16 protein-coding genes are annotated in these 14092 nt (G+C 65.5%); 11 read left to right on the plus strand and 5 right to left on the minus strand.

Annotation, left to right across the window (positions count from 1 at the left end):
• The first annotated feature begins 6 nt into the window (after positions 1-6).
• The 10 genes from purE (at position 7) to OXC99_05965 (ending at position 8240) form a co-directional block, all read left to right on the plus strand.
• Positions 7-474, plus strand: a complete 468-nt coding sequence (gene purE / locus OXC99_05920; protein ID MCY4624518.1) for a 5-(carboxyamino)imidazole ribonucleotide mutase — start codon at positions 7-9, stop codon at positions 472-474.
• Positions 471-1184, plus strand: coding sequence for an HAD-IB family phosphatase (locus OXC99_05925; GenBank protein ID MCY4624519.1), 714 nt, complete (start codon positions 471-473; stop codon positions 1182-1184). Before purE ends, OXC99_05925 begins: the two co-directional genes overlap by 4 nt.
• A gap of 138 nt (positions 1185-1322) precedes the next feature.
• The gene (purB, locus tag OXC99_05930) at positions 1323-2756 is read left to right on the plus strand and encodes an adenylosuccinate lyase (GenBank protein MCY4624520.1); all 1434 of its coding nucleotides are present in this window, start codon (positions 1323-1325) and stop codon (positions 2754-2756) included.
• Positions 2757-2780: 24 nt separating this feature from the next.
• Entirely contained in the window at positions 2781-3674 is an 894-nt protein-coding gene (locus OXC99_05935) for a phosphoribosylaminoimidazolesuccinocarboxamide synthase (GenBank protein ID MCY4624521.1), read from the plus strand.
• A gap of 9 nt (positions 3675-3683) precedes the next feature.
• A complete protein-coding gene (locus OXC99_05940; GenBank protein MCY4624522.1) occupies positions 3684-4469 on the plus strand; it encodes a DUF3105 domain-containing protein in 786 nt (261 codons plus the stop codon).
• 5 nt (positions 4470-4474) lie between these two features.
• Positions 4475-4732, plus strand: coding sequence for a phosphoribosylformylglycinamidine synthase subunit PurS (purS, locus tag OXC99_05945; protein MCY4624523.1), 258 nt, complete (start codon positions 4475-4477; stop codon positions 4730-4732).
• Between the two features lie 518 nt (positions 4733-5250).
• Positions 5251-5544: a co-chaperone GroES gene (gene groES, locus OXC99_05950; protein ID MCY4624524.1), complete on the plus strand. Its 294-nt coding sequence runs from the start codon at positions 5251-5253 to the stop codon at positions 5542-5544.
• 45 nt (positions 5545-5589) lie between these two features.
• Positions 5590-7203, plus strand: a complete 1614-nt coding sequence (gene groL / locus OXC99_05955; protein MCY4624525.1) for a chaperonin GroEL — start codon at positions 5590-5592, stop codon at positions 7201-7203.
• A 172-nt stretch (positions 7204-7375) separates the two neighbouring features.
• Complete coding sequence (locus OXC99_05960) at positions 7376-7795, plus strand: MaoC family dehydratase N-terminal domain-containing protein (GenBank protein MCY4624526.1); 420 nt, start codon at positions 7376-7378, stop codon at positions 7793-7795.
• A gap of 10 nt (positions 7796-7805) precedes the next feature.
• On the plus strand, positions 7806-8240 hold the full coding sequence (locus tag OXC99_05965; GenBank protein MCY4624527.1) for a MaoC/PaaZ C-terminal domain-containing protein: 435 nt from the start codon (positions 7806-7808) through the stop codon (positions 8238-8240).
• Here the strand turns inward: OXC99_05965 and OXC99_05970 are convergent.
• Both OXC99_05970 and OXC99_05975 read right to left on the minus strand, forming a co-directional pair.
• The gene (locus OXC99_05970) at positions 8237-8833 is read right to left on the minus strand and encodes a GNAT family N-acetyltransferase (protein ID MCY4624528.1); all 597 of its coding nucleotides are present in this window, start codon (positions 8831-8833) and stop codon (positions 8237-8239) included. The two genes, OXC99_05965 and OXC99_05970, sit on opposite strands and share 4 nt — an antisense overlap.
• Positions 8830-9288: an NUDIX hydrolase gene (locus OXC99_05975; protein ID MCY4624529.1), complete on the minus strand. Its 459-nt coding sequence runs from the start codon at positions 9286-9288 to the stop codon at positions 8830-8832. The genes OXC99_05970 and OXC99_05975 overlap by 4 nt, the downstream gene beginning before the upstream one ends.
• Before the next feature lie 155 nt (positions 9289-9443).
• Between OXC99_05975 and OXC99_05980 the strand changes: the two genes are divergently transcribed.
• On the plus strand, positions 9444-10430 hold the full coding sequence (locus OXC99_05980) for an ROK family protein (protein MCY4624530.1): 987 nt from the start codon (positions 9444-9446) through the stop codon (positions 10428-10430).
• On the opposite strand, the gene OXC99_05985 is transcribed toward OXC99_05980, so the two are convergent.
• Genes OXC99_05985 through OXC99_05995 form a run of 3 tightly spaced genes read right to left on the minus strand, consistent with a single transcriptional unit; the run spans position 10418 to position 14027 of the window.
• Positions 10418-11332, minus strand: coding sequence for a HEAT repeat domain-containing protein (locus OXC99_05985; protein ID MCY4624531.1), 915 nt, complete (start codon positions 11330-11332; stop codon positions 10418-10420). The genes OXC99_05980 and OXC99_05985 overlap by 13 nt on opposite strands.
• Positions 11333-11341: 9 nt before the next feature.
• Complete coding sequence (locus tag OXC99_05990) at positions 11342-12652, minus strand: TldD/PmbA family protein (protein MCY4624532.1); 1311 nt, start codon at positions 12650-12652, stop codon at positions 11342-11344.
• 1 nt (position 12653) lies between these two features.
• Positions 12654-14027 carry a TldD/PmbA family protein gene (locus tag OXC99_05995; GenBank protein ID MCY4624533.1) on the minus strand — a complete coding sequence of 458 codons (1374 nt, stop codon included), beginning with the start codon at positions 14025-14027 and terminating at the stop codon, positions 12654-12656.
• Between the last annotated feature and the right edge of the window lie 65 nt (positions 14028-14092).

The raw sequence follows: 14092 nt of genomic DNA on the forward strand, positions 1-14092 counted from the left end.
CAAGCCATGGAACAGAAACCGCTAGTAGGAGTCCTCGTCGGCAGCCGCACCGACGAGCCGCGTATTGAGGACGCGTTCAAGGTGCTGAACGACATGGGCATCCCGTACGAATACAACGCAATGTCTGCGCACCGGTCGCCGGGACGCGTGATGGAGTACGTCACAACGGCGGAGGAACGCGGCATCGAGGTGATCATCGCGGCGGCGGGCGGATCCGCGGCGCTGCCGGGCGTGGTGGCGTCGTGGACGACGCTTCCCGTCATCGGCGTGCCGTTGCCCAGCAGTGACATGCAGGGCATCGACGCGCTGTACACGATTGCGCAGATGCCGCCAGGCGTCCCCGTAGCGTGCGTAGCTATCGGCGCTTGGGGAGCGCGCAACGCTGCGTATCTGGCCGCGAGCATCCTCGGGCTCAAGCACGAGACGATTCGAAACGCCTACGCCAAGTACCGCGAGGGGCTGCGCAACGGATGAGCAACCCCCGCGTGGTGGTGTTGGTGGACTTCGACGGCACGGCCGCCGCGCAGAACGTGGCGGAGTCGCTGCTCGAGCGCTATGGCGGTGAGACAATTTCTGACGGCGAGACGTGGAAGGCGCACCGCGAGGCCTTTCGCAAGGGCGAAATGACCCTGCGTGAGTACCAGGAGCGCGCCTTCAACGGCGTTGATGTCACATTGACGGAGATGAGCGAGGGCCTAAAGGGGTTATGCTGGCCCCGTGAAGGCTTTGAAGAGTTCGTATTCTTTTGCGATACAAACGATATTCAAATGATTATCGTTACCAATGGCCTGCACTTTTATGTTGACTCCGTATTGGATCACGCCGGCCTGGACCGCCTTGAGGTGTGCGCGGTGGGCTGCGCCGGCCCGCCTGGCCGCCTCCGCTACTGGTACCCCTACGAGACGGCGGAGTGCTGGGAGTGGGGCAACTGCAAGTGCCGCGTCCTGGAAGAGTCACGTAGCCGAGGTGACGTCAAGACCGTCATGATCGGCGATGGCTACTCCGACTACTGCGCGGCGCGGCTCGCCGACGTCTCCTTCGCCCGCGCCACGATGCGCACCCACTGTGACGCCAACGGCGTCCCCTGCATCCCGTTCGAGGACTTCCATGACGTGCTCGCCGCCTTCAAGGCGGGCATTCCCGGCGTCTGGCAGCCGCCGTCAACAGAGCGGCCGCCCCCCTAGTCCCTCGCGCCCAACGGACTTAGCCCACCCCCATCCTCACCCCCCAAACCGCCCCCTTCACCCCCTTGAATCCCCTCGCTAGGCGCAATGTGCCATGCTATCCTAGATGTGGCCGACTTCTCCCCCAGAGGTTATGTCGTGATTGAAAGGTACTCGCGGCCCGGCATGAAGCGCGTGTGGTCTGACGACAACGCCTTCGCGCTGTGGCTGCGCGTCGAAATCGCCGCATGCCAGGCATGGTGCGACCTCGGCGTCGTGCCGCCGGAGGACATGGCCCTCATACGCGGAGCAACCTTCAACCGTGCCTCCTACGACAGGTGGTTTGATGAGACCAAGCACGACCTCGTCTCCTTCACCCGCGCCGTATCCGAGAGCCTCGGGCCGGAGTCGCGCTGGGTCCACTACGGCCTCACCTCCAACGACGTCAAGGACACCGCCCTCGCCATGCAGATGACGGAGGCCTGTGACCTCATCGATGACGACATCGAGCGCTTCCAGGGCGCGCTGGAGAAGCAGGCGCTGGCCTACAAGGACACGCCGTGCATCGGCCGGTCCCACGGCGTCCACGCGGAGCCTATGAGCTTCGGCCTGAAGCTGGCGCTCTGGTGGAGCGAGATGGGCCGCAACCGACAGCGGCTGGCGGAGACCCGCTCTCGGGTGAACGTCGGCATGATCTCCGGCCCCGTCGGCACCTACGCCGGCATTCCGCCGGAGATTGAAGCGTCGGTGTGCGAGCAGCTTGGCCTGACGCCCGTGGCCGTCTCCAACCAGATCATCCAGCGCGATCGCCACGCCGAGTTCGTGCAGACGCTCGCCCTCATCGGCGCCACGCTGGAGAAGATAGCAACGGAAGTTCGGGCCCTTCAGCGCACGGAGGTCCGCGAGGTGCAGGAGCCGTTCGGCGAGCCGGGCTACGTCACCAAGGGCTCCTCCTCCATGCCGCACAAGCGCAACCCGGAGCTGTCGGAGCGCGTCTGCGGCCTCGCGCGGCTCGTTCGCGGCTACGCCATGACGGCGCTCGAGAACGTCGCCCTGTGGCACGAGCGCGACATCTCGCACTCCTCGGCCGAACGCATGGCGCTGCCTGACGCGGCCCTCGCCATTGACTACATGCTGGATCTGATGACCGGCATCATCGGCGGGATGCGAGTGGACACGGCGCAGATGATGCGCAATCTGGAACTGACGCGCGGGCTCGTGTTCTCGCCGCGCGTGATGCTCGCCCTCGTCGAGGCCGGCATGGATCGCGCCGAGTCCTACGACCTCGTCCAGGAGCACACCACGCGTTCGTGGGACGGCGAGGAGGACTTCCGTGACCTGCTCCGCGCCGACGAGCGCGTTACGGCGTCGCTGCAGGGCGATGCGCTGGAGTGCCTCTTTGACTACGGCTACTACCTGGGCCACGTGGACCACATCTACAAGACCGCGGGCATCGGCGCCGCACACTCCCCTTCCCCCATCATGGGGGAAGAGCCTGCCCCGTACTCGATACGGGGTCGGGATGGGGGGGCGTTCCCCGTTCGCCCCGGGCCTGTCGAAGGGCAAAACGAACGGACTGTGGAAGCCGGATAATCCTTGGAAACACAGGGGGAAACTGTGGAAGCCATAGCTGAGACCAGCCTTCCTAACCAGATACACCGCGGAAAGGTGCGCGACACCTATGACCTCGGCGGCGGCCTGCTGCTGATGGTCGCCACGGACCGCATTTCGGCCTTCGACGTCGTGTTGCCCACGGCCATTCCGGAGAAGGGCGTCGTTCTCTCCAACATCTCCGCCTTCTGGTTCGCCATGACGGCGGGCAGCATGCCCAATCACTTCATCTGCATGGCCAACGACGCGGCGAGCGTCCCTGGCGTCTCGCTGCCGGACATCCCCGCCGAGGTCGCTCGCCGCGCGATGGTCGTCAAGCGCGCCCAACGCCTCGACGTCGAGTGCATCGCCCGCGGCTACATCACCGGCTCTGCGTGGGGCGAGTACCGCAAGAGCGGCACGGTGCACGGCATGGCGATGCCGGCGGGCCTCGTCGAGGGCGACAAGTTCCCCGAGCCCCTTTTCACCCCGACGACCAAGGCGGAAGAGGGCCACGATATGCCCATGTCGCTGCAGGAGCTCGGCAACCTGGTGGGCGGGGAGACCGCGCGGCTGCTCGGCGAGAAGACTGTCGAGCTCTACGCCGCTGCCGACGCCTTCGCCCGCGATAAGGGCATCATCATTGCGGACACCAAGCTGGAGTTCGGGCTGCTGGATGGTCGGGTCATCGTCATCGATGAGATGCTGACGCCGGACTCCAGCCGCTTCTGGGACGCCGAGGGCTACGCCCCCGGCAAGAGCCAGCCCAACTACGACAAACAGTACGTGCGGGATGCGCTGACCGACATGGGGTGGGACCGGGAACCCCCGGCGCCGGAGCTTCCGGACGACGTCGTCGATAAGACCCGCACCCGCTACTTGGAGGCATACCAGCGCCTCACCGGGCAACCCCTTCCCTAGAGGAGCGACGTGGCAAGAGAGCGATCAAATCGGAGAATATCGGAGACTGAGCGGCGGAAGGCCAGGCAGTCCCGGAACAAGCAGAAGAACAAGATAATGCGCATCCTCGCCGGTGTGGGCATGGGTGTGCTCGCCGTGCTCATCATCGCCGGGCTGGCGCTGCCTTCATTTGGCACAGGGGGGTCGACGGGACCCGACGACTTCCTCGAACGCGGCGGCTTCCTCGCGCGGCCGGCGCCCGGGCCCGGCGTCGAGGTCGAGGACCAGGGCCGCTTGCATCTTGCCGGCCTCAGCGACAGGGTGGACCCCGGCTACTACATCACCTATCCCCCCACGTCGGGCACACACTCGCCTACATGGGAACGGTGCGGCCTCTTCACGGAGCCGGTCCTCGATGAGATTCAGGTGCACAATCTTGAACATGGCTTCGTCAACATCCTCTACAACTCGGACGACCCTGTCTTTGTTGGACAGCTCGAAGCGGCGGCGCGCGGCCTGCCTGACTGGCCCAACTACTATATGTTCGCGCCGTACCCGAACATGGACTCCCCCATCGCGCTGACGGCGTGGAACCGCCTGCTCTTGCTGGACTCCGTGGATGAGGACGCCATGCGGGAGTTTGCGGACGCCTACCAGGCGCGCGGCCCGGAGGTTGCCCGCGGCTGCGACGCGCCCGGGCTCATGGCCCAGGGCGTCCCCGACCCGACGGCGACCCCGCAGGGAGGGACCCCCACCCCGGAGCCCGCTGGGACCCTCACCCCGCAGGATGGGACCCCCGCGGCGAGCGGCGGGTAGCTGCCATGCGCTACCTCGCCAGGGTCTATGTGACGCTCAAGCCCACGGTGAACGACCCCCAGGGCATAACGGTGTTGGGCGCGCTCAAGAACCTGGGGTTCGAGTCGCCCTTGAGCATGCGTGTCGGCAAATACCTGGAGGTCGGGCTGGAAGCGGCGTCGCAGGACGAGGCGCGTGAGCAGGTCGACAGCATGTGCAAGACCCTCCTCGCCAATACCGTCATTGAGCAGTACCGCTTTGACCTGGAGGGGACAGGGGCGTAGGGGCTGCGCTTGTGGTTGACCCCTATGCAGGTGGGATGGGGAACGCCCCAACCCTGCCACCGTCCTCTTGCCCTGACGCCGATGATCCCGATACCCTCTTCCCATGTGCAGTGCAATCAAGGGCATCAAGTGGGGGAGCGCCGAACTCGCTTCCGCTATCGCCAACCGGCGCACCTTTCGGGCCATTGCAGATATGAGTTGTTTTCCAGATAAGGCGCATCTTTTCGTAGTTGAGAAGGTCCTAAACAGCTATGAATTGACTTCCGGGAACAATTCACCGCCCACAAACCCCTCGCCCTGAGCATGGAGGCATGGGCGCACCCTGCCGCGACGGCGAGGGCTCCCACCTTGCCCGTCGTGACACCCCGCAACATGGGACCGTCGCGCCGCCACTCCAAAGTGGGGCCGCCACTTGACAGCCCCAAAACCGCATCTGTACCATCATTGAGGAATTAGCAAACCATCCCTGAGAGTGCTAACTCCGTTCTATGTTCAAAAATATCATCAAAGGAGTGGGTATGGGCCGGACATTTGCACCGCTGAGCGACAGGGTTCTTGTGAAGCCCGTGGAGCGGGAGGAACAGACCAGGAGCGGCATCTTCCTGCCGGACACCGCGCAGGAGAAGCCGCAGGAAGGGCGCGTTGTTGCCGTGGGACCCGGCAGGCGCAACGATGAGGGCAACCGCATTGAGTTGGACGTGCAGGTTGACGACATCGTCCTCTACGCCAAGTACGGCGGCACGGAGATCAAGGAAGAGGGCGAGGAGTACCTGCTCCTGGCGGAGCGGGACATTCTGGCAAAGGTCTCCTAGCCACGTCCGCAACCGGAATAAGCTAAGAAACGAAAAGGAGTCGTAATGGCTAAGCAGTTGCTCTTTTCTGAGGATGCGCGAAAGCGCCTCAAGTCCGGGATTGACATGTTGGCGGACTCCGTCAAGGTCACTCTGGGCCCCGGCGGGCGCAACGTGGTGCTGGACAAGAAGTTCGGCCCCCCGCAGGTGTGCAGTGACGGCGTCACCATCGCCAAGGAGATCGAGCTGGAGGAGCCCTTTGAGAACATGGGCGCCCAGCTGATCAAGGAGGCCGCAAGCAAGACCAACGACGCCGCCGGTGATGGCACCACCACCTCCGTCGTGCTGGCCCAGGCCATCATCCAGGAGGGCTTCAAGAACGTGGCCGCCGGCGCAGACCCGATGGCCATGAAGCGCGGCATCGAGCAGGCAGTCGGCGCTATAAAGGGCGAGATCAAGGACATGTCCAGCCCCGTCGAAGGCCGGGCCCAGATCTCCCAGGTCGCTTCCCTCTCCGCACACGAGAACAAGATCGGCGAGCTTATCGCCGAGGTCATGGAGAAGGTCGGCAAGGACGGCGTCATCACCGTTGAAGAGTCCCGCGGTCTGGAGAACGAAACGGAGTTCGTCGAGGGCATGCAGGTCGACCGTGGCTACATCAGCCCCTACTTTGTAACGAACTCCGAGCGCATGGAGGCGGTCCTGGATGACCCCTACATCCTCATTACCGACAAGAAGATCTCCGCTATGAACGATCTGCTCCCTGTGCTGGAGCGGGTGCTCCAGGTCAGCAAGAACCTCGTCATTGTTGCTGAGGACCTGGAAGGCGAGGCCCTGGCCACCCTCGTGGTCAACAAGCTGCGCGGCACGCTGAGCTGCCTGGCCATCAAGGCCCCCGGCTTCGGCGACCGTCGCAAGGCCATGCTTGAGGACATCGCCATCCTGACCGGCGGCACCGTCATTAGCGAGGACGTCGGCCGCAAGCTGGACAGTGCGACTGTCACTGACCTTGGCCGAGCCCGCCGCGTCACCGCCAACAAGGACGAGACCACCGTCGTCGAGGGTCACGGCTCAGAGGAGAACATCCAGAACCGCATCAGGCAGATCCGTGCGCAGATTGAGGAGACCACCTCTGAGTTTGACCGTGAGAAGCTGCAGGAGCGCATGGCCAAGCTGTCCGGCGGCGTTGCCATCATCAAGGTGGGCGGCGCCACGGAGGTCGAGCTCAAGGAGAAGAAGAACCGCGTTGAGGACGCCCTGTCCGCCACCCGTGCGGCCGTCGAGGAGGGCATCGTGCCCGGCGGCGGCGTTGCGCTGGTGCGCTGCCAGAAGACGCTTGAGGAACTGATGGGCAACTTAGAAGGTGATGAGCGCACCGGCGTCTCCATCGTCCGCAAAGCGCTGGAGGAGCCCGTCAAGCTCATCGTCGAGAACGTCGGCGGCGAGGGCGCAGTTATCTTGGAAGCCGTCAAGGGCCAGCAGTCCGACTGGGGCTTCGACGCCGAGCGCATGGCCTACGGCAACATGCTCGAGTTCGGCATCATCGACCCCGCCAAGGTTACCCGGTCCGCCCTGGAGAACGCGGCGTCCGTCGCGGCGATGGTCCTCACCACGGAGTCCATGGTGACGGACATCCCCCAGAAGGAGCCTGCCATGGCGGCTCCGCCCATGGACTACTAAGTCCCCACTCGTGTCCATCACGGAGGGGCCCCTTGCCGCAAGGGGCCCCTCCTCACATGCACCCCCATACCGGCGAATGCCGGTATCCAGACGCCCGGGGAGCGAGGATGGTCGTTCGCCCTGAGCCTGTCGAGGGGCGGCCTCCAACGGATTCCACCACAAGGAGCGGCAGATGACGGAAGACAAGTCCCTCACTGCAGAGGCCCGCAGGTCGCTCATGGGGCGCGACATCCCCCCCGCCGTCATGGACGTCGAGCGCGGCCACGTCCGTCGCTTCGCCGAGGCCATCGGCGACGACAGCGATCGGTGGGCGGACACCGCGCCGCCGACGTTTCTGCGAGTGATGCTGTCGGAGTTGCCGTCGGCGCCGGAGCTGGAGGCGTTCCCGCAGATGCTGGACGGCGGCAGCGATTGGGAGTACGGCGCGCCGGTGAATGTCGGCGACACCATCACGGCCGCCACGCGCTTTGCCGGCGTGAACCAGCGCAATATCGGCGTCGGCCCCGCTGTCTTCCTGCAGATAGAGACGCGATACACAAACCAGCGCGGCGAGTGGGTGGCGACGCAGAGGAATACCCTCATTCGGTACTAGGGGGCAGGGCATGGCCGACACACCGTTCTGGGACGACGTAAAGGTGGGGCTGGAGCTGCCCGCCCTTGTGAAGCGACCCTCCACCCGGCAGCTCGTCAAGTACGCGGGGGCGTCCGGGGACTTCTATGAAGTGCATTATGACAAGGACTTTGCGGTGGACATTGGGTTGCCCGGGATCATCGTGCACGGGGCGCTCAAGAACGCCTGCCTCGCCCAGGTGGTGACTGATTGGATGGGCCCCGTTGGCGTCCTGCGCAAACTCTCGGTCCGCTACCGCGGCACCGACGTGCCTGACGACGACCTAACCTGCTCCGGCCGCGTGACCAAGATGTACGAACAGGATGGGGCGTACCTCGTCGATTGCGCGCTGGCGTTGGAGAACAGCCAGGGCGAGCAGACCACTACGGGCACAGCGACGGTACAGCTACCCTCGCGCGGTGGCTAAGGGGCCGCTTCCTTCGCCTGCTCCCTTGCCTCGCGCTCCTGCTGTTCCTGCTGCAACTCCGCCCAGCGGTCGCGCTTGAGCTCCATGTAGAAGAACTCCCAACCGCTCCGCTTTACGGGCCGGATGATCTGGAAGCCGCACTTCTCAAAGGAACGCTGGGCCCGGTGGTTCCAGTCCAGTGTGTGGAGATAGACACGCTTGACGGGCATATGTGTGAACATGTAGTAGAGCAGCAGTTGGACGGCCTCGGTGCCGTAGCCGCCGCCCCAGTAGTCGCGGTTCCCCAGCAGGATGCCGAGCTCGGCCGTCCCGCGGAAATAGTCCATGTCGTAGTACATGCAGTTGCCGATGTGGACGCCGTCATGCGTGTCAACACCGAAGCGGCGCGAGAAGGCGCTGGGGTACTCCAGCTCCCGCTTGTACTGGCGAAGGAACTCCTGAAAGTCTATGCGCAGCGGCGCGGCCGCGTCCAGGCGGGCCAGTTCCGGGTCCTGCCGCCAGGAATGGTCCTCCTCAGCGTCAGAGAGGCGCTTTTCCCGGATGCACACCTTCTCCCCGGCCATGAGAAACTCTTCAGGTTCCTGCCTCCTCATCGCCGCGTGCGGGCCTCCGCCCCAATCCCACCCAGCTTTGCCAGCGCCTTCTCCAGTGTGCGCGCCTCGTTGGGATATTGCAGGATGGCGAGGGCCTCCTCGCCGGAGAACCAGCGCACCTCGTCGAACTCGGCGTCATGCTGCTCGGTGCCGCCGCCGATGGCTCGCATGAGGAAGTAGTGGACGACCTTGCGGCAGCGGACGCCGGCGGGGGGGCGCATGAACCAGTAGGTGATTGAGCCGATGGGGGCTTCAATCTCCACCTGGAGACCGGTCTCCTCGGCTACCTCGCGGAGCGCAGTCGACTCCGTGGACTCGCCCTCTTCAGGCGTGCCCTTGGGAAGGCTCCACTTGCGGGGGGTATCCCTGCCGCAGAGCACGGCTTCAACAACGCCATCCCGGACCCGGCAGACCACGCCGCCGGCGGAGGTGTGGTGCTCTACTCTTCCGCGCATCGTCATAGTTCACACCATATGAGGATAAGGGACGTGTGACCAAGCTGCTGCGCCATTATCGCCCATAGGTTCCCCGCACTTCAACCCAAGGGAGCGCGGTAGCTACTCGCCCGGTTTGTGCGTATAGTGGAGCGGCTGACTGGAAGGAGGTTGGCTTGGCTGACCAACGGGCAGTGTTTGCGGTGGACCTGGGCGGCACCCGGATGCGCGGGGCGCTGATCTCGCCGGAGGGCGGCGTCCTCGTGCGCGATGTCGTGCCGACGCAGGCGTCTCGGGGCGAGCCGGCGGCGATGCGGCGGCTTGCCGGGCTGCTGGAGCGGATGACGGCGGATGCGCCCGGCGTTGAGGTTGCCGGCATAGGCATGGCGCTGGCGGGCCCCGTCGATCCGGTGGCCGCCACGGTGCACAATCCGCCCAACCTGCCGACTTGGGACGGGACGTCGCCCACGGCCGATCTTTCGTCCAACGTCGGCGTGCCAGCTTGGGTGCACAACGACGCCTCCCTCGCCGCGCTGGGCGAGTACGTCTACGGCATTGGCCAGGGGATGAGCAATCTGGTCATGGTGACGCTCGGCACGGGTGTCGGCGGGGGGCTGGTGCTTGACGGGAAGGTGTACGGCGGCCTGCGCGGGTTCGCGGGGGAGATCGGCCACCTCGTCGTCGAGCCGGCGGGCCCGCTGTGTCCCTGCGGCGGCTGCGGCTGCCTGGAGGTGATGGCATCGGGAACGGCGCTGGCGCGCATGGCTCAGGAGCGGCTGGAGGCCGGCGAGTCCAGCATCGTGCTGTCGATGGCGCGGGGGGAGATTTCGCGGGTGCGCGCTGAAACGCTGGTGCGGGCGGAAGCGCGGGCTGACCGTCTCGCAAGCGAGGTGCTTCGCGCGGGGGGGCGCTACCTGGGCATAGGCATTGCTACGCTGCGAAGCGTGCTGGACCCGGAGATGATCGTCATCGGCGGCGGCGTGGCGAGCAACTCGCATATTTTCTGGCCGGCGATGGCAGCCTCGGCGAGGTCGCACGGCATGCGCGGCGACAAGGGGGCGTTGCCAGTGACGCCGACAGTGTTGGGCGACGACGCGGGGCTGCTGGGCGCGGCGGCGATGGCTTGGGGCGAACTTGGGGTGGGGCCAAGCTACTTGAAGTGAAGCGGGTCCTCTTCCAATTCCAGGGACTTCAGGGCCTCACTGGCTGTCTGCGACATGGTCTCGTCTTCCGAGCGGGCGCACATCCTGAGGGCCTTCTTGGCGACGCTCCCGCCGATGGCACCAAGCGCGTTGATGGATGACAGGCGCACTTGCATGTCCTCGTCCTTCAGCAGGGGCAGCAAGTGCGGGATCATCTCCTCTGAGCCGAGCTCGCCGCATGCCTGCGCGGCCTCGTAACGCATGGCCGGCTCCTCCCGCTCCAGGGCGCTCTGGATGACTGATACCCACTCGGGGTTGGCGTTGCGGCCCATGGCGTAGATGGCGCTCTGCTGCATGCGCGGGTCGGGGTGCCGGTAGGCCCAATGGATGAGCTGCAGAATCTTGGCGTCGCTGAAGACGCCGGCGGCTTCGAGCGCCCGGCGCCGCAACTCCACGGGTCGGCCCTCGTCCTCAACGAGGGGCAGCAACGCCGACTGGATGCGGATACGGTCGTTGGGGAGCAGCTTGCCGTCCTCGGCCTGCTCCGCGTACTTGCCCATTGCCTGAGCAGCGGCGGTGCGGACCTCTACCGATGGGTCGTATTGGAGGAGCCGAAGGAGGGTTGTCATCAGGGGCCGCTCGTCGCACTCCCAGAGGCCGTAGACGGCCTTGGCGCGAACCTGTTCACCGTCGTCCTTCAGGGCCAGCTTGAAGATCTGGCTGAAGTCGAGATCGACGTTGTCTTCGCTGGTCTCGACGAGGCGGGACACGAGCAGGAGGCGGCGGTCCGGCGCGATGCGCGGCCAGGCGCCGCGGACCAACTCTATCTCCTCAGGGGCGAGGCTGGACAACTCCACCAGTTCGGCGTACCGAATAGATCCGCCGTCCTGCACCAGCTCTTCAAGATAGGTTGTCAGCGTCACGCCTGCCTCCTATCCCCTAGAGGATACGGAAACGCCGTTGCAGCAGAGGGCGGGGGTCTGCAGCGACCCGCCGACCCACTCCGGCTCCGACCCCAACGCGCTCAGCGCCTCCAGAATAGCGTAGACGTTGCCGGCGACCATTGTGTCCTTGACCCTGCCGGTCACCTCGCCGTTCTCCACGGCATAGCCCAGGAGGACATTTGCGGAGAAGTCGCCGCCAAGGATGTTGCCCTGACCGGCGCCCAGGAAGGATTCTACCACCAACGCCTTCCCGTGCCCGGCAATCATCCCGGCGAAGGTGGTGTCACCCGGCTCTATGATGATGACGCTGGCGCCCGGGCCCGGCTGGCTCGCGAGCCCCCGGTGCGCGCTGCCCGTTGTTGTGGCGCCCGCTTGCCCGGCGGTCTGCAGGTCATACAGGAAGTTGGCGATGACACCCTGCTGCACCAGCGGGAAGCGAGTTGCCGGCACGCCTTCATCGTCAAAGGTGCGGCTGCCGGGGACAAAGGGGTTTGTGGGGTCGTCCCAGACGGTGATGCGCGGGTCGAGGATGCGGCTGCCCAGCTTCTCTATGAGCGGCGACGACTTCTGCACGATGTTGCGGCCGTTGAACCCCGCGAGCAGCGGCCCGAGCAGCAGCCCGGCGACAGCCTGCGGGGTGAAGATGACGGGCACCTGCCCTGTCGGCGCGGACGCTACGCGCTCGGCCCACTGGAGCTTGCGCGTCAGTGCGGCGATGACGCCGTCCGTGTCCAGGTCCGGCTTGCATGAGCTTGTGCGCCCGTAGACGAAGAGCATGTCCGTGTCCCGCACAAGGGTGCCCTCAACGCCGAGGCCCACGCTGCTGGAGGTCTCCTCCGCCACGAGGCCCTTGCTGTTGAGCAACCGCGTGGTCGAGACGCCCTGGGAAACGCGGCCCTCCCAGACAACATCCGGAAAATCCGAGTGCATCTTCTCAATGAGCGCGCCGCCAACCTCAACGAGGGACGCGGACTGCAGGGCGGCAGCGCCCTCGTCGTACGTGGGCACATGGGTGTACTCGCTCGCGTCAGGGAAGTCCATGTGGGCGCGCGCGCCGAAGGGCAGCATCTCCACCGCGCGGGCGACCAGCCCATCCTGATCGTCCATGTCCGTGGTTGACGAGAAGCCGATGCGGCCATCCTTGATGATGCGCAAGGCCATGCCGCTCGAATCCCGTGTGTCGACGCTCTTCAGCCGGTTGGCCTCATAGGACACTGGGATGCTGCGGCTGCTGACGGAGAAAACCTCCGCCTGGTCCGCGTGCCGACGCGCGAGGGCCAGTACCTCTTCTTCCCGCATCCTATCGCCCTCCCACGAGGCAGTTGCGCAGCCGGATGTGGGGGCTGCCGTTGGACACGGGCAGCGGAGACTGTCCGCCCTTGCCGCAGCCGCCGCCTTCGTTCATCTCCAAGTCGTTGGCGACGCCGTCCAGGTTCTCCAGCGTGGAGAAGACGTTGCCGGAGAGCATGACGGGCCGGACAGCCTCCTCAATGCGGCCATCGCGGATCATGTACGACTCGCCAGCGGAGAAGGTGAACTGCTCCATGCTGGTCATGCCGCCGTACCAGTTGCTGCAGTACACACCCTCCTTGACGCCCTGTAGCAGGTCTTCAAGGGTGGCCTCTCCCGGCTCGATGATGGTGTTGGTCATGCGGACGATGGGCGGGAACTGATGACCGATGGCGCGGGCATTGCCCGAGGGGGTCTCGCCCATCCTGGCGGCGGTCTCCCGGGAGTGGAGACGCCCGACGAGCACGCCCTCGCGGATGAGGTCCGTGCGGTTGGACTCCACGCCTTCCTCATCGTACTGGAAGCTGCCGCGGAGGGCAGGGATCTTGGCGCCGTCGACGATGTTCAGGTGATCGCCACCGAAGCGACGGCCGAGCACCATGACCTCGCGCAACTTGGGGTTCTCGTAGACGTGGTCGGCCTCGGACAGATGGCCAAAGGCCTCGTGGACGAAGACGCCGGCGAGGATGGGGTCCAGGATAACGGTGTACTCACCGCCTTTGACCTGAGGCGCCTTAAGGAAATCGACGGCCTTCTGCGGCAACTCGGCGACGGTCTCGTGCATGCGGTGCACAAGGCCAAAGTCGCCAAGGCTGCCCATGCTGATGCTGGCCTGCTGCACCTCGCCGCCGGCCCGCGCGACGGCGCTGGCCCAGAAGTTCACGTCGATGCGGGCCTGCTCGGTGTAGGTGCCCTGCGTGTTGCCGTAGTACATGGTCCGGTGACCGTCTGCATACCGCAGCGACGAGGTCTGGATCTCCGGCCCGCCCCACAGCAGGTCAAGGTACTCTTCCAGGATGCGGTGCTTGTCGGCAAGGGAGACCTGCGCGGGGTCGTGGACGACGTGGGGAGGGACGATGGCAACCACCGGTGGGGCGTCAGCCAGCCCGGTCTTCTCATTGCCCACCATGCGCGCCTGCTCAACGGCCTGCACCGCCTTGGCCCGCAGGTCGTCGAGACTGTTGAAGGATGCGAAGCCCCAGCCGCCCTTGACGCAGGCGCGGACGTTCCCGCCCTTACCCGTGCTGTGGCCGATCTCGTCCAGTTCACGGCCGCGGAAGGCGATGTTGGTGGATTCCCGCTCCTCTATGCGAATCTCCACGTAGTCAGCGTTGAGTCCCTTCAACGCGCTCTCTATGAGGTCCCGCATGGCACTCCCCTTCATGTAATGCGCGCCATTATAGCAACGCGCCTCTACGCTGGGTAGGCGCGGACGCGCCTCCGCTAGAT

This window comes from Chloroflexota bacterium (assembly GCA_026713825.1).
In the GTDB taxonomy this organism is placed as follows: domain Bacteria; phylum Chloroflexota; class Dehalococcoidia; order Lucifugimonadales; family UBA1127; genus UBA1127.